Source organism: Mesorhizobium amorphae (genome assembly GCF_014843845.1).
GTDB classification, from domain to species: Bacteria; Pseudomonadota; Alphaproteobacteria; order Rhizobiales; family Rhizobiaceae; genus Mesorhizobium; species Mesorhizobium amorphae_A.
Genome location: NZ_JHQS01000056.1, coordinates 1 through 15135, shown reverse-complemented (window position 1 = coordinate 15135; position 15135 = coordinate 1). Strand labels below are relative to the sequence as shown.

The 15135-nt window shown below is 65.2% G+C and carries 18 protein-coding genes; 6 read left to right on the top strand and 12 right to left on the bottom strand.

Going from position 1 to position 15135, the window contains the following annotated elements; genetic code table 11:
- From DH08_RS22400 to DH08_RS22390, 3 genes are read left to right on the top strand one after another with little or no spacing between them, the layout of a single operon-like run.
- A complete protein-coding gene (locus DH08_RS22400; RefSeq protein WP_192181367.1) occupies window positions 1–795 on the top strand; it encodes an ATP-binding cassette domain-containing protein in 795 nt (264 codons plus the stop codon).
- Window positions 792–1751 (top strand): cyclase family protein, encoded by a 960-nt coding sequence (locus DH08_RS22395; RefSeq protein WP_192181366.1) that lies wholly within the window; start codon window positions 792–794, stop codon window positions 1749–1751. The genes DH08_RS22400 and DH08_RS22395 overlap by 4 nt, the downstream gene beginning before the upstream one ends.
- 14 nt (window positions 1752–1765) lie before the next feature.
- Window positions 1766–3244: an amidase gene (locus tag DH08_RS22390; protein WP_192181365.1), complete on the top strand. Its 1479-nt coding sequence runs from the start codon at window positions 1766–1768 to the stop codon at window positions 3242–3244.
- A 220-nt stretch (window positions 3245–3464) separates the two neighbouring features.
- On the opposite strand, the gene DH08_RS22385 is transcribed toward DH08_RS22390, so the two are convergent.
- The 4 genes from DH08_RS22385 to DH08_RS22370 form a co-directional block, all read right to left on the bottom strand.
- A complete protein-coding gene (locus DH08_RS22385) occupies window positions 3465–4736 on the bottom strand; it encodes an ROK family protein (protein ID WP_192181364.1) in 1272 nt (423 codons plus the stop codon).
- A 123-nt stretch (window positions 4737–4859) separates the two neighbouring features.
- A complete protein-coding gene (locus DH08_RS22380; protein ID WP_192181363.1) occupies window positions 4860–5282 on the bottom strand; it encodes a GFA family protein in 423 nt (140 codons plus the stop codon).
- A 73-nt stretch (window positions 5283–5355) separates the two neighbouring features.
- Complete coding sequence (locus DH08_RS22375) at window positions 5356–5733, bottom strand: TfoX/Sxy family protein (RefSeq protein ID WP_192181362.1); 378 nt, start codon at window positions 5731–5733, stop codon at window positions 5356–5358.
- A 252-nt stretch (window positions 5734–5985) separates the two neighbouring features.
- The gene (locus tag DH08_RS22370; RefSeq protein WP_192181361.1) at window positions 5986–6582 is read right to left on the bottom strand and encodes a glutathione S-transferase; all 597 of its coding nucleotides are present in this window, start codon (window positions 6580–6582) and stop codon (window positions 5986–5988) included.
- A 259-nt stretch (window positions 6583–6841) separates the two neighbouring features.
- Between DH08_RS22370 and DH08_RS22365 the strand changes: the two genes are divergently transcribed.
- The gene (locus DH08_RS22365) at window positions 6842–7345 is read left to right on the top strand and encodes a hypothetical protein (protein WP_192181360.1); all 504 of its coding nucleotides are present in this window, start codon (window positions 6842–6844) and stop codon (window positions 7343–7345) included.
- A gap of 438 nt (window positions 7346–7783) precedes the next feature.
- Here DH08_RS22365 and DH08_RS22360 read toward each other — a convergent pair whose 3' ends face one another.
- Window positions 7784–8314, bottom strand: a complete 531-nt coding sequence (locus tag DH08_RS22360) for a DinB family protein (protein WP_192181359.1) — start codon at window positions 8312–8314, stop codon at window positions 7784–7786.
- 96 nt (window positions 8315–8410) lie between these two features.
- Between DH08_RS22360 and DH08_RS22355 the strand changes: the two genes are divergently transcribed.
- On the top strand, window positions 8411–9010 hold the full coding sequence (locus DH08_RS22355; protein ID WP_192181625.1) for a TetR/AcrR family transcriptional regulator: 600 nt from the start codon (window positions 8411–8413) through the stop codon (window positions 9008–9010).
- 8 nt (window positions 9011–9018) lie between these two features.
- On the opposite strand, the gene DH08_RS22350 is transcribed toward DH08_RS22355, so the two are convergent.
- The 7 genes from DH08_RS22350 to DH08_RS22320 all read right to left on the bottom strand — a co-directional run bounded on the left by DH08_RS22350 (window position 9019) and on the right by DH08_RS22320 (window position 14242).
- Window positions 9019–9855: a DMT family transporter gene (locus DH08_RS22350; protein WP_192181358.1), complete on the bottom strand. Its 837-nt coding sequence runs from the start codon at window positions 9853–9855 to the stop codon at window positions 9019–9021.
- Complete coding sequence (locus tag DH08_RS22345; RefSeq protein WP_192181357.1) at window positions 9852–10427, bottom strand: TetR/AcrR family transcriptional regulator; 576 nt, start codon at window positions 10425–10427, stop codon at window positions 9852–9854. Before DH08_RS22345 ends, DH08_RS22350 begins: the two co-directional genes overlap by 4 nt.
- A 283-nt stretch (window positions 10428–10710) precedes the next feature.
- Window positions 10711–11325 (bottom strand): LysE family translocator, encoded by a 615-nt coding sequence (locus DH08_RS22340; RefSeq protein ID WP_192181356.1) that lies wholly within the window; start codon window positions 11323–11325, stop codon window positions 10711–10713.
- A 176-nt stretch (window positions 11326–11501) separates the two neighbouring features.
- Window positions 11502–11954, bottom strand: a complete 453-nt coding sequence (locus DH08_RS22335; protein ID WP_006202602.1) for a hypothetical protein — start codon at window positions 11952–11954, stop codon at window positions 11502–11504.
- A gap of 139 nt (window positions 11955–12093) precedes the next feature.
- On the bottom strand, window positions 12094–12960 hold the full coding sequence (locus tag DH08_RS22330; protein ID WP_192181355.1) for a 23S rRNA (adenine(2030)-N(6))-methyltransferase RlmJ: 867 nt from the start codon (window positions 12958–12960) through the stop codon (window positions 12094–12096).
- Window positions 12957–13574: a hypothetical protein gene (locus DH08_RS22325; RefSeq protein ID WP_192181354.1), complete on the bottom strand. Its 618-nt coding sequence runs from the start codon at window positions 13572–13574 to the stop codon at window positions 12957–12959. The genes DH08_RS22330 and DH08_RS22325 overlap by 4 nt, the downstream gene beginning before the upstream one ends.
- Before the next feature lie 8 nt (window positions 13575–13582).
- Window positions 13583–14242, bottom strand: a complete 660-nt coding sequence (locus tag DH08_RS22320; RefSeq protein WP_192181353.1) for a TetR/AcrR family transcriptional regulator — start codon at window positions 14240–14242, stop codon at window positions 13583–13585.
- An 85-nt stretch (window positions 14243–14327) separates the two neighbouring features.
- Between DH08_RS22320 and DH08_RS22315 the strand changes: the two genes are divergently transcribed.
- Window positions 14328–14807 (top strand): carboxymuconolactone decarboxylase family protein, encoded by a 480-nt coding sequence (locus DH08_RS22315; RefSeq protein WP_192181352.1) that lies wholly within the window; start codon window positions 14328–14330, stop codon window positions 14805–14807.
- Window positions 14808–15135: the final 328 nt, after the last annotated feature.

Genomic DNA, 15135 nt, shown 5'->3' with positions numbered 1-15135 from the left:
ATGGGCCAGGCTTCGCTGCTTTCGCTCCGCCACATCTGCCGCAGCTTCGGCGGCATCCAGGCTCTCGACAATGTCTCGCTCGACATCGCCAGGGGCGACATCATCGGCCTGGTCGGCGACAATGGTGCCGGCAAGTCGACGCTGATCAAGATCCTGGCCGGCGCGCATGATCCGACCTCCGGCGAGGTGATCCTCGAAGGGCGGCCGCAGAAACTGTCGCCACCGGCCGAGGCGCAACGCCTCGGCATCGAGACGGTCTATCAGGACCTGTCGCTGATCGGCACCTTCACCGCGGCCGAGAACTTCTTCCTTGGGCGCGAGCTGGCGCTTGGCCGCGGCCCGGCGCTGCTGCGCTGGATCCGCCGGAAGTCGATGGGCGACACAGCGATACGAGGCCTCGAGCAACTCAACATCGACATCCCCGGCGTGCGCAGCAAGTCGGTCGACCGCATGTCCGGCGGCCAGCGCCAGCTGGTGGCGATCGCGCGCGGCGCCTTCTGGGGCCACAAATTGCTGCTGCTCGACGAGCCGACCGCCGCACTTGGCGTGCGCGAATCGCGCGAGGTGCTCGACCTCATCAGGCGGCTCGGCGCCCAGGGGCTGACCATCGTCATGGTCACGCACAATCTCGATCACCTCTGGCAGGTGTGCAACCGCGTGGTGGTGATGCGCCGCGGCCGCAAGGCCGCCGACCTCGGCAGCGCCGCCACCAATATGGAGGACGTGGTCGCCTACATCACCGGCGCCAGGGAGGCGATGACGCCGCGCTCCGCCATCGCGGAGGCTGGCGCATGAGCGCGACCGACACGATGACGCTGCGCCGGCTGCTCGCCGACGCGCCCAACCGCTGGGGCCGATGGGGCGCCGACGACGAGATCGGCGCACTCAACTATCTCACCGCCGAGGAGGTCATGTACGGGCTGGCGACGGTGCGGTATGGCCGCACCTTCACGCTCGGCGTGCCGATCGCCACGCATGAGGGTGACGCAGTGTTTCCCGGCCGCTGGCCGGCCAAGCATTTCATGGTCGCCGACAAGGCCGGCTTCGAGAACGGCCATTGGCATCCCCTGCCCGGCGGCCTCGAATTCGCCGACGACTACGTCACCGGTTTCGCGCAGGCCGGCACGCATTGCGATGCGCTCGGCCATATGTGGTTCGACGACACGCTGTGGAACGGCTTTCCGGCATCGAGCACCAATGGCGGCATGACCAGGGCCGGCATCATGCCGATCGCCTCGCGCGGCATCGTCGGCCGCGGCGTGCTCATCGACATTGCCCGCTTTCGCGGCAAGCCGGCGCTGGAACGCGCCGAGACCTTCACGCATCTGGACCTGATGGAGTGCGCGCGGGCGCAAGGCGTCGAGATCCTGCCGCGCAGCATCCTGCTTGTCCGCACCGGCTGGGTCGGCGCACTGGCGGCGGGCAGTCAGACGGTTGGTGAAAACTATTGGGAGCCCGGCCTCACCTTCAGCCTCGACCTGGTGCGCTGGTTCGACGAGATGCAGATCCCCAGCCTGGTCACCGACACGCTGGCCAACGAGACCACCTACGAACCCGAAACCGGCCTGATGCTGGTGCTGCACGCGGCGCTGATGCGCAATCTCGGCGTCGTCTTCACCGAGATGGCGTCGCTCGATGCGCTGGCGGCCGACTGTGCCGCCGACCGCCGCTACGAAGGTTTTTACTGCGCGAGCCCCGCCAAGGTCAGCAAGGGCACCGGCGGCTCGGCAAATCCAGTGTTCATCAAATAGACGGAAATGGCTTCATGACTTCTGCAGAAACGCAGCTTTGCTTCCTGCCGGCCACGGAACTGGCCGAGCGCATCCGCCGCCGCGACCTGTCGCCTGTCGAAGTGACCGAGGCGTATCTGCGCCGCATCGAAGCGCGCAACCCGGTGATCAACGCCTACACGCTGGTGCTCGGCGACGAAGCGATAGATGCCGCGCGCGTCGCCGAAAAGGAGGTGATGGCCGGCGGCCCGCTCGGCCCCCTGCATGGCGTGCCGGTCGGCATCAAGGATCTCGACGACGTCGCCGGCGTGCCGACATCGATGGCCTCGCGGGCGGTCAAGAACCGGGTGCCGAAGACAAGCGCGGTGGCGGTCGAGCGCCTGCTCGGCGCCGGCGCCATCGTGCTTGGCAAGACCAACACGCCGGAGTTCGGCCACAAGGGCATCACCGACAATCTGCGCTTCGGCCCGACCAGCACGCCGTTTGCGATCGGCTACAATTCCGGCGGCTCGTCGGGCGGCAGTGCCGCGGCGGTGGCCGACGGCATGGCGGCGCTGGCGCAAGGCACGGATGGCGGCGGGTCGGTGCGCATCCCCGCCTCGTTCAGCGGCTGCGTCGGCTTCAAGCCGTCCTTCGGCCGCATCCCGTCGGTGACGCGTCCCGACGGCTTTCTGTGGGGGCATCCGCTGGTCCATATCGGACCACTGACGCGCACCGTGGCCGATGCCGCGCTGATGGCCAAGGTGATGGCCGGGCCGCACAGCCGCGACCCGCTCAGCCTGCCAGATGACGGCGTCGACTATGTCGGCGCCGTGCAGGCGCCGGCGCGAAAGCTGCGCGTCGCCTACAGCCCGCGCCTCGGCAATTTTCCGGTCGACCGCCAGGTAGCCGCCGTGATTGCCGACGCAGTCGAGGCGATGCGGCAGGGCGGCGTCGAGGTCGATGAGGTCGAGCTCGATTTCAAGGCCGACCACAAGGAGTTGGCGGCGCTCTGGGTGCGCACGATCTCGATCCACTATGCGGCGATCGCCGTCTACTGGAAGCAGGAAGGCATCGACCTGATGGGCGAACACGCAGCAGTGCTGACGCCGCAATTCCTGGCGATGCTGGAGGGCGCCTACAAAGTGTCGGCGGTCGAGCACGCGCTCGATGACCTCTTGCGCACCGGCGTCAGCGACGGGCTCGAGGATTTGTTCGAAACGCATGATCTGATCGTCTCGCCGACGCTGGCAATTCCGCCGGTGAAGAACGCGACCGACGGCAACACGATCGGCCCGACCTCGATCAATGGCGAGGTGGTCGATCCGCTGATCGGCTGGTGCATGACCTACCCGATCAACTACACCGGCCATCCGGCGATCTCGGTGCCGGCCGGGCTGACGCCACAGGGCCTGCCGGTCGGGATGCAGATCATTGGGCGGCGCCATGCCGACGAAAGCGTGCTCAACATGGCCGCGCGGTTCGAGCGGATGCGGCCGTGGTTCGGGAGTTTTCCGGGGCTCGCGGGGCGTTGAAGCAGCCGATCTCCCCCCTTGCGGGGGAGATGGCCGGCAGGCCAGAGGGGGGTGCTGTCCTGCCGACCTGTCAGAGAAGTCCTGGTGAACTCTTCGAAATGGCCTGTGGTCGTGAAGCGTGGAAACGTCGCGTTCCTTCACACCCCCCTCTGTCCTGCCGGACATCTCCCCCGCAAAGGGGGAGATTGGCTGTCACGGCCGCCTTCGCCAATCACCAAAGTCAGATCGGCAGTTGCAGCAATTCCGAAATCACCAGCCCCGCTGCGCCCAGCAATGCCGCGCCATCGCCCGCGTCGCCGGCGATGAATTCGATCTGGCCGCCCGGCCGCGCCGGCACCATGGCGCGGACGTGGGCGGCGATGGCTTCGAGCAGGCGCTCGCCGCCGAGCACGACATCGCCATGCAGGATGAAGATGTTGGGCGCCACCGTCTGCTGCAGATTGGCGATGCCGACGGCAACGTTGCGGGCATAGCGGTCGAGCAGTTTCTCGGCGCCCGGCAGCCTGCGCGCGGCCATATCGACGAGACGGCCGGAATCAATCAGCTCGGGTTCGGGCAGGCCCGCACCGGCTGCCTCGCGCCTGAGCCAGCTCAGCGTCGCGATCGTGTCCCAGCAGCCGCGCCGGCCGCAGCGGCAGAGTTCGCCGTCGAGCTGCACGAAGGTGTGGCCAAGTTCGCCTCCGGCGCCCGCCGTGCCGCGATAGAGATGGCCGTCGAAATAGAGCGCGCCGCCCAGCACCTCGCCGGTGTAGACGACGGCGAATTGCCTGACGCCGCGCCCGGCGCCGAACCAGCGGTCGCCGAGCAGCAGGGCGCGCGGATGGTGGTCGAGCTTGACCGGCAGGCCGAAGCGGCGGCCGAGCTCGTCGGCGAGCGGATAGCGATCGAGCGCAGGCGCCAGGTTGACGGTGACGATCGAGCCGCGATCGGTGTCGACCATGCCGCCGACGCCGACGCCGATGCCGAAGGGCGTGCGCCGCGCCTTGGCCAGCGTGTCGCCTACACACTCAGCAATCGTCTCGATGATCGGCTGGACTGGCCCCCTGCCATCGGGCAGCACCATCTTGCGTTCCGCCTCGATCTTGCCGTCGAGCGTCGACACGCAGGCATGCACCGCGTCCGGCATCAAGAGCACGCCGCAGATCGGACGCGCGTTGGGCGAGAACCACAGCGGCCGCGCCGGCTTGCCGCCGCCGGGATTGGCGGGGATCGGATCGCTTTCGACCAGCACCTGGTCGTCGATCAGCGGCTGCACGATGCCGGAGATGGTTGTGCGGTTGACGCCGGCCAGCCGCGCCAGATCGGCGCGGCTGGTCGGACCGAGATCGAACAGCGTCTGCAGCACGCGGCCGCGGTTGGTCGAGCCGACCATCGAGGACGACAGCAGCGCCTTACGCGGGCGCGCAACGCGCTCGGCGCTGGATGCATCGCCGGGTGGCGTGAACATGGCGTTGTGCCCGCCATTTGGGCTGTCGTCGTCGGTTATGTTCATCTCAAGGGTTCACGCCGCCGTTCTTGAAAAACCTTTCTAGCCCAAGAGCTTGCCGGTTTCGAGAACTTTGTACGAGCGGGCAACAAACTTGTCCGTTCAGGCAGGCCCGTGTTCGCCCCGACCTCAGGGCGTATCGGCAGAATTCGACGGAACTTGCTGAAAACCCTGATGAGCGGGAAGCGACTGCAGCCGGTCGAGCCATTTCACCCGCGAGCGCATGAAGACCTGCGCGTCTGGTTGGTATTCGCCCGGGTCGGTCATCGTGGCGGCGTGGACGTGAATTTCCGAAGGCCATTTCCGGGAGCGGAAATAGAGCCTTGTGCCGCAGGACGAGCAAAATCCCCGAAACGTTCCGGGGCTGCTCTCATAGTGCACGATCTCGCCTGTCCAGTTCAGATGCTCCGGCTTCATGCCCAGGAAGGCCGTGACGGGGGAGGACGTGGCGCGCTGGCAATCGGCGCAGTGACAGACCAGATTGCGCGTCAAGGCTCCGGAGTAGGTCCAGGTGACTGCCCCGCACATGCAATTTCCCGTAAGATGGACCATCGCACCCTCTCCTCGCCGTGCGCCCCTCGGCAACATTGACCTGGCGAAGCCCAGAATGCGCTGCGCCATCCGTTCAGGCGCGCTTCTTTGCGACCTTGGCGGGTTTTGATTTTGGTGGAAGCGTGCCGACGAATGCCAGCGCGAGATCGACCCAGCCGCCAAGATCGGCTTTTGTCGCTGTGCCTTCCGGCGCGACATGGACGTAGCCTTCCATCGAACGCCCGCCCATTTCCATGGGGCGTGCATGCGGACGCGCTACCGCAGCTTCATGCGCGGCCTTGCCAACGCGGACCAGCAGCCCGCGCTTCGAGGTTCCGACGAGCATGTTTCCGTTGACGAGAAAGCAGGTGCCGCCGAACATCTTCTGCTCGGTGATGGCGCGCCGGCCAAGGGCGGCGCGCAGACGCTCGAGCATGGGATCCGCTGTGCTGTCGCTGGCTGATTTCGGCATGCTCACCGCCCGTGTGCGATTTGCAGGGCGACAGGCAAGCACGAAAACGGTCAATATGGAAGTGGAGCGCGGCGGCCAAGCTGCCGATCTCCCCCCTCGTGGGGGAGATGTCCGGCAGGACAGAGGGGGCGCGAAGGAACTCGATCGTCGACCCTCTCGATGTGGGGATGCTTCCAATGGGCAGGCCGGCGGGACAGCGCCCCCCTCTGCCTTGCCAGGCATCTCCCCCACAAGGGGGGAGATCGGCAGCTTCTACCCCGGCACCGCGCCCTTCAGCTCCGGGAACTTCTCGTCAAAGCGCGCCGCCCAGCGGGTCAGCCGGCCGCGGCCCTTTTCCCATTTGCCGGCGAAACGCAGCGCGAGATAGCCGAGGCAGGCGCGCAGCGCCATCTGGCCGGCGGTGATCTTCTTCGGCAGTTTCGGCGGGATGGCGTTGAGCAGGTCGAGGGCTGCGGTGATCTTTGCCCACTGGCGGTCGAGCCAGGGCTGATAGACCATCTCCTCCGGCCGCGTGCGCCGCTCATAGACCATCGACAGCGCGCAATCACAGATGCCGTCGGCCATGGCCTCCAGCACCTCGGCCTCGAGCCGCTTGTCGGGGTTGCGCGGAAACAGCGCGCTCTTCGACAGCCGGTTGAGGTGCTGGGTGATGGCACGGCTGTCATGGATCGAGCGGCCATCGTCGAGCACCAGCACCGGGATCTTGCCGAGCGGATTGACTGATATCAGATCGGCTGGCTTGTCTTCGGTCTTCACAGGCACGAGATCGACAGCGATGCCGGCGTAGAGTGCCGCCATGCGCACCTTGGAGCTATAGGGGGACGTGGACGCGTAGAGCAGCTTCGGCATGATCGGTTCCCTGTTTTGCTGACAGTGAGTTTTGCCGATCGCCTTCTACAGGGCAAATGCCAGCAGAGGAAAAACCAGCCGCCAGAGGCGACGGCACTCGCGCTCGCCGTCTGTCCGATCACGGCAACAAAAAAAGCCCCACCGGACTTCGCCGTGTGGCGAAGTCCTGGGAGCTGCGAAAGATATCTACGTCCGCCCCTCTTTTCGTGCGCCTCAACACCGGTGCGGAGAGCGCGGTGCATCCAAGGCACCCGCCCTCATGTCCCGGTACTGTCCCCGGCGCGCGAAGAAACGCGATTACTTCTTCGCGGCCTTCGCAGGCGCCTTCTTGGCAGGCACGGCCTTCTTCACCGGTGCCGAAGACTTCGCCGCGGCTGCCTTGACCGGAGCCTTGGCTGGCGCTGCTTTCTTCGCCGCAGGTTTCGCCGCAGCCTTTGCAGCCGGCTTCTTGGCAGGTGCTGCCTTCTTTGCCGGTGCAGCCTTGGCCTTGGCCGGTGCTGCCTTCTTCACTGCGGGTTTCGCCGCGGCCTTTGCAGCCGGCTTCTTAGCCGGTGCTGCTTTTGCCTTGGGCGCAGCCGCCTTCGGCTTGGCCGCAGGTGCTGCTTTCTTCACTGCAGTCGCGGCCTTCGCCGCTGCTGCTTTTACTGGTGCTTTCTTTGCCGGTGCCTTGGATGCCGGCGCTTTGGATGACTGCTTAGCCATGCGATGCCCCTTGCGTTGTTGCCGATGGCCGTTAGTGACCCGGCGTGTCATGCTTATCTGACTCGCGCGTGTCTAGCCAGCGAAGCATTACATTGATTTTAGCAGATTAAATTTCGGTTACGAGCGCAATGCGATCGTGCTGATCGTCGAAGAATTTCACTACCCATCTTTGATCTCGCAACGAAGTTCTACGCCGGAAATTCTTCACGCTCTATCTTGGTCGATCTTGTCGATGCGCGCAGGATTCTTCGCGCCGCTTCGAGCGCAGACATCGACTGCGCGTTGCGAAGATCATGAAGAGTTTCCGGATCGCTCGCTTCGTCTTGTCCAGTGCGACGAAGAAGGGTGCGGAGGATAGCAACACGACAGGCGCGCCGTCGCATCATCTTGCGGCATTTGACAAGAAGTGAGCTTTTAGCTCGCTTTTTCTGGAGATCACAGTGCTGACGTCAGAGCCTCGTTTGTGCCGACATCGTCAGATCGTAAAACTCTTGCAAGATCAGTCGCTTAGTGGCTCCTGCACCGCCTGCAACCGGCGCGAAGGTTCGGTCTGGTGCAAGTGGACAGCGAACGTATCCCATGGCGGCTTGATGGAAATCTGCGAGAGCATGCGCCCGACTTCGCCGCGATGGTAGCCGCCATGGATGATGACATGGGTCAGCATCTCCTGGCGCGACATCGATCCCTTGTCGCCGTCGGTGAAGACGAACGGCACGGGCTCGGACAGATGGTCCGGCGCGACGGTTTCCAGATAGTCCAGATACCAGCAATCCATTGCCGCGACATCGGTGCGTAGCGTGTCGAGCGCGGGCGTGTCCGCAGTGTTGTCGGCGCTGTAGCCGTGGCGTGCGCCGGTGAGATGCGCCGCAAATATTTTTGACACAACGAGGTTGTGATTGAGGAGACGGGTCGCGACGAGGCGCTCCTTGCCGTGCGCAGGTGAGTCGAGGCTCGCGAGCTTCTCCAGCAACTCGTCATTGGCCCAGGCCTGATAGGTGAAGAAGCTGCGAAGCAAGACCAGGGCACTCATGACCGATATCCCTTTCCAGAAATGTGAGTATGTTGTTTATATTCTTGCGGAGACGGATCAGGCATGTCTACTCGCATTGCAAAGCCGCGCTCGCGCATGCGCAAGGAGCCGAGCCAGGCGCGTTCCAGGGCAACCGTCGAGGCGATCATCGAGGCGGGTGCTCGCGTTCTGAGCGATCTCGGGTGGGCCGGCTTCACCACCAACAAGGTGGCCGAGGCGGCCGGTGCCAGCATCGGCTCGCTCTACCAGTATTTCCCCGACAAGCTTTCACTGGTCGAGGCGATCCGGCGCCGGCACTTCGATCAAGTCCTCGCGGTTATCAGCGATGCGGCAGCCGACGAGAAACCGCTCCGGCAATTCGCGCGCGAACTCACGCGCGGCATGATCGCGGCGCACAGCATCCATCCGACGCTGCACCAGGTGCTGCTCGACGAAGCGCCAGGCGATCGCGGCTCAAGGGCCGCGCATGCCGCTTTCCAGTCGCGCTATCTCGAACACTACGCGGCTGCCGTAGCGCAGTATCGCAGACGCACGAAAGACACCGAGACCGTGGCGCGCGTGTTGTCCTCCGCGATCGAGGGCGTGATCCACAATGCGGCGCGACGCGGCATGATGGAGGCGCCGGAATTGCAGAAGCAACTCGTCGACCTGATCTGCGCTTACCTGTCCGGACAGCACAGAACAGCGCCGCGGTAAGACGGCGGTTACGGCTGGTAGCCGAGGCAGATGGCGCCGACGGCAACGATCGCACAAGCACCGAGGCGTCTTGGCGTCAGCATCTCGCCGAGGAGCAGCCGGCCGATGAAGGCGGCGAAGACGACGCTGGTTTCGCGGATGGCCGTGATCGGACCGGCCGGCCCCAGCGCGAAGGCGGCAACCACGACGCCATAGGCCAGCAGCGCGAACAGACCGCCGCCCAGCGCCTTCCAGGTTTCCGGCGCACCGAGGTCGACGACGAGCCTGCCGCGCATGGCGATGAAGGTCGCGGGCAGCAAGGCGCCGTAGAGCACCAGCACCCATGCCGTGTAGGCGCCGCTGTCTTGCGCCGCGCGCACGCCGATCGCGTCGACCGTCGCGTAGGCGGCGATGATCGCTCCGGTCGCCAGCGCATAGAGGATCGATGTCGTCGACGCCCTCCCTCTGCCCAGCGAAAGCCCCATGATGCCGCCGGCGACGAGCGCAACGCCGACGATCTCCGGAATGGTCAGCTGCTGGCCGGCAAGAAAGAAACCGCCGAGCGCAACGAGCAGCGGCACGCTGCCGCGGACGATCGGATAGACCTGCCCCAGCTCGCCATATTTGTAGGCGGCGACCAGGAACACGCTGTAGCCGACCTGGAGGCAAGCCGAGAGCACGACATAGGGCCAGGCCGCCGCCGCCGGGAGCGCATGGAAAAGGGCGACGGGGATGGCGACCAGCGTACTGGAAAAGCTCATGACGGTGACCGTCCACAGCCGGTCGGCCCCGGTGCGCAGGAAGGCGTTCCAGCTGGCATGCAGGATGGCCGCGAACAGCGCCAGTCCGACGACGGTCGCGCTCATTGCGGCACGCTCGCAGCGGCGATGATGGCTGCCGCAGCCTCGCGGGCATTGCCGATGGCCGGCTGCCCCATCTGCGCCATCAGCGTGGCGCCCTCGATCAGCATCAGCAAGGCGGCGGCCGCGCCTTCGGCACGGTCGGGCGGCATCACATCCTCGAGGATTGCCTGCATGCGCGATCTCAGGCCGTTCTTCTGCCTGGCAACTGCCTTGAACACCGGATGCCCGGGGTCGCCGAATTCAGCCAGCGCATGCGCGAACAGGCAGCCGTGGAAGTCGGCGCTGCGAAACCAGCGCTCATGCCAATCGAAGATTTTTCCGATCTTCTGTACGGCTGTGATGCCCTCTTGCTCGAGCCGGTCGAGCTGACGGTCGAAACGCCCGGCGCGATAGTCCAGCACCTCGACGATCAGCTCGTCCTTGCTGGGAAAGTGGCGATACATCGTCATCTTGGCGATGTCTGCCTCGGCGATGATCCGGTCGATGCCGGTGGCGTGGAAACCGCCCTGCTTGAACAGCGCATAGGCGGTGTCGACGACATGCTGGCGTTTGCCGGAAGCGGATGAACGCGTCATGTGATCTCTAAGTGATGAGACAGGTCTGTCTCTTTTTAGGAGATGATGACGGCTCTTGTCAACTGGTAGAGGTCGGCGCTGCCCCTCATCTGGCTGCCGCCATCTTCTCCCCGTGAACGGGGAGAAGGACGCTCGTCACGGATTTCGCCAATCGCCAGCGTTGCAGGATAAGCGCCAACGTCGCGGCCAGCCTCCTTCTCCCCGTTCACGGGGAGAAGGTGCCGGCAGGCGGATGAGGGGCGGCGCCAGCGTTGGTGGTCAGCACGCTCTTCCGCGGCGGACCTCAGCGCGTGGCGACCACGGCGACGCCGGCGCCGATCATCACGCCGCCCGCCGCCCGGTTCACGCGGCGCACGATCCTGGGCGTGCGCAACAGGTTGCGGGCGCGCGCCGCAAGGATGACGTGGCCACCGATCACCACCACCTCGACAGCCAGGATCACCGCCATCAGCACGCCGAGATGACCTGATGTGAGCGACGCGCCGACAACGTTGGGCAGCAGTGCGACGTAGAACAGCGGCATTTTCGGATTGCCGAGGTTGAGGGCGATGCCCGTGGCGAAGATCGTCAACAACCCGCGCCCGCCCGCAACGGGCTGCAGTTCCGGCACCACGGGGACCGCGGTCCACAGCCTGACGCCCATCCAGATCAGGTAGGCCGCTCCACCATAGCGAAGCACTGTCATGACCACCGCCATCTTGGCGGCGATGACCGACAGGCCGAAGGCGGCGAGCACCAGAAAGATGAGGATGCCGACCACAGTTCCGGCACCATAGGCGATGCCCGATGCCGCGCCGCCGGAGATCGTGCGGGCGACGATCGTCATATTGTCAGGGCCGGGGCTGGCTGCGAACACGAAGAAGGCGGCCGCAAACGCAAGGAGGGTCGTAAGATCCATGACGGTACCCGAAAGTGGCTGTTGCTCTCGGGCGTTCAGACTAGCCGATTTGCCGGGCGGCGATAGAAGGAAAAGTCAGGATCTTCGCGACAGGGCGGCTGCCGGCAACATGCCAAGCCGAGCCGCCGCGACCGATCCAGCCGAGGCGCGAAAATATCCTCGTCGGAAAGCTGCGTTCAGCGCAGGACGCGGCAGCGGCCGTTGTAGACCATCCAGCGGTCGAAGCCCGCGACGCAGAATTCGACATTGTCGCCAATCGAGGCGAAACCTTGCCCCTCCTCGATCAGGTACCAGATGGTGCGGTCGTGGCCGTCCGACAGGGCGACCGTGGCGCCGCAATAGCGGCGGCCAATCGGCCATTGTTCGCTGGCCGGCAGATAGCGGTGCTGGTGGATGCGGCGGAAATCGGTGATGGCGACATCCGGCAGATGCGGCACGTGGCGCACCTGGTAGGAAAAGCGGCTGGTGATCTTGTTCAGCACCCAGGCCTCGCCGCATACACCACCGTCCTCGTCGGAATAGACGGAAAGATCGGCGGCGTGCGCCGCCTGGGTGAAGCCGAGCGAGGTGGCGAGCGGCGTGCAAAGCGAAATCAGTGCGGCAAGGGCGGATTTGGCGAAGCGAGTCATGACAGCCTCTCAAGGTCGATTGCGCGCACTGTGCGGATTCGCCGGTCGGCGGTCAAGCGGTTGTGATGATGATGGTTTCCAGCTTCGAACTCGCCATCCGCCAGAGATGGCTTCGCGAGGTGGGAAACCGCTGCCGCCTTTACCCCGCTTCCCCAGCGAGCCAGCGCAGCGACCAGTCCGCCGGTCGCCCGACCGCGAGCAATCTGTGCAGGGCCGGCAGCAGCACCCGCAACTCGCCCTCAAGTGTGAAAGGCGGGTTGACCACCACCATGCCGCTGCCGTCGAGGCTGGGCTCCGACGAGGCCGGCCTGATCTCGAATTCTATGTCGAGCAGCTTGGGGATGCCTGTCTGCTTGAGCGCCTTCCTGAAGGCGATGACCGCCTTGCGGTCCTTGATCGGATACCACAGCGCATAGATGCCGCCCGGCCAGCGCTTGTGGGCCTTGACCAACCCGTCGACCAGACGGTCGAATTCGCCCGCCTCCTCGAATGGCGGATCGATCAGCACCAGGCCGCGCTTTTCCTTCGGCGGCAGTTGCGCGCCGAGCGCCAGCCAGCCGTCGAGCTCGATCACCCTCGCCTGAAAATCGCCGGCGAAGACCGCTTTGAGCCGGTTCGCATCGTCGGGATGCAATTCGATCGCCGTCAGCCGGTCCTGCTTGCGCAGCAGATGCCTGGCGATCAGCGGCGAGCCCGGGTATTTTTTTATGCCGCCATCTGGGCTGCCGTCGGGGTTGAGCGCGCGAACCGCCTCCAGATAGGGCGCCAGCAGGGCGGCTGCCTTGGCATCCAGGTTTACGCCGACCAGCCGGCCGATGCCGCCCTGCCATTCGCCGGTCTTCTGCGCCTCCGTCGACGACAGATCGTAGCGGCCGATGCCGGCATGGGTGTCGATGACCCGGAACGCCTTGTCCTTCTGCTTGAGATATTCGAGCAGCCGCGTCAGCACTACATGCTTGACGACGTCGGCGAAGTTGCCGGCGTGATAGGCATGGCGGTAGTTCACTTCGAGCCCCTGCCCCAGCGCGGCGGTGGCGGCTGCGAGTTCGGGTTCTCCGGCCGGCCGCCGCCACGACCAAAGACCATCGCCAGCACCAGCCCGATCAGGCCGGCCGCCATCAGCGAGAAGCCGACCGGCCGCGCGCGGTTGTCGATCTCGCCGGCGCCGGCGCGCAGCACGAGGTCGACCGCGCGCATTGGAATGTTCTCGGCATCGCCAAGGCCGACGGTGAACAGATAGGCGCCAGGGCTGACCGTCTCGATCACACCCGCCTCGTCGCGAAAGATCTTGTCCGGCGACTGCGGGCTGGGCTGGCGCGGATTGTCGGTATGGTTGAACTGCAGCGTCGAGGCGAGCGTCGTGCGGCCGCCGGTAGCGGCGGTCAGCGTCAGCACGGTGCGTTGCTGCGAGACGATGCGCTCGGCCCTGGCGGTCAGGTCGACCAGCACCCTGACCGGCGCGTCACTGACGGCTAACGGCACTGTCACCGGCCTGAACCGGCCCTTCTCATAGACCCGCCAGGTGCCGATCTCGTGACCGGAGAAGTTGCTCATCGCCCAGGGATAGGCGACGCCGATGGCGGCTCCGGCGAGCAGGATCAGAACAAACAGAAAGCGCATGCGCCAGGCTACCTCGAATTGGCGCCGCCAAGGGCGCGCTCCATTTCGTCGAGCAGCATATCGAGGCCGAGATCGAATGTCCGGTCGAATTCGGCGGCGCCGAAATAGCGCCCGGCGGCAGCAACATTCGGGAAATCCCGCGCCAGCTGCTCGTCGCTGACGGTGGTGACCGCCGACGGGCCCTTGGCATAGCCGGCGGTCTCGTCGAGGATCGCACCCATCAGATAGTAGCCGACGGTGCGGAACAGCCGCGCGCTCAGTTCGGGACCGAAGCCTCCGGCCTCGAACAGGCCGAGGATGCCACTCAGCCACGCGAGGCAAGTCGGCGAATTCATGCGGTAGGTGACGAGGAACGGCGCGAAGGCCGGATGCTCGCTGCCGATACGGCGGAAGTCGTGCATGGCGATGTGCATTCTTTGCCGCCAGGGCAGACCGGCGTCGGGCATTTCGAGCGAGCCGATCAGCCGGTCGACCAAGGCTTCGTGCAGGTGCGCCTGCGACGGAAAGTGGTGATAGATGCTCATCGCCTCGCAGCCGAGTTCGGCCGCCAGCTTGCGCATCGAAAAGCCGGCAAGGCCCTCCCTCTCGATCACCCCGAAGGCCGCATCCTCGATCATCTCGCGGGACAGCCGCCCGCGCGTTCGCTTTTTTTTGTTCGATGAGTCCATGGCGCCGCTTGACAGCTTACACTGTAAGGTTCATTTTCTGCATTACCTTACATCGTAAGGCTAACAAACACCAGAGGAGAAAACGATGTCTGCCTATCTCATAGTTTCATCCGCGCATTCCTGCCTTCGCTATGCGTCCGCATCCGTGCTTGCCGCTGCCTGCGCACTCACCCTGACGCTGGCCGCCGCACCTGCCCAGGCCGACGACTATGACGCTGCCATCAAGGACATCCAGTCGACCATGGGCGGCGTGCCAAGCTTCGTGAAGCAGTTCCCGAAAGCCGGTCTGCCCGGCGCATGGGCCGAGGTCAAGGCCATCCAGCTCAGCGACAAGACGGCGCTGCCGCCGAAGGTCAAGTCGCTGATCTCGCTCGCCGTGGCGGCGCAGATCCCGTGCAGCTACTGCATCTGGTCGGACACCCAGGACGCCAAGCGCGCCGGCGCCACCGACGAGGAAATCCAGGAAGCCGTAGCCATGGCCGCGCTGACCCGCCACTGGAGCACGGTCTTCAACGGCATGCAGGTCGATTTCGACACATTCAAAAAGGAAATGGGCGGGGAATAGGTCCCGCCGGCAAAAAGGAAATGGGCGGGGAATAGGTCCCGCCGGCAAAAAGGAAATGGGCGGGGAATAGGTCCCGCCGGCAAAAAGGAAATGGGCGGGGAATAGGTCCCGCCGGCAAAAAGGAAATGGGCGGGGAATAGGTCCCGCCGGCAAAAAGGAAATGGGCGGGGAATAGGTCCCGCCGGCAAAAAGGAAATGGGCGGGGAATAGGTCCCGCCGGCAAAAAGGAAATGGGCGGGGAATAGGTCCCGCCGGCAAAAAGGAAATGGGCGGGGAATAGGTCCCGCCGGCAAAAAGGAAATGGGCGGGGAATAGGTCCCGCCGGCGG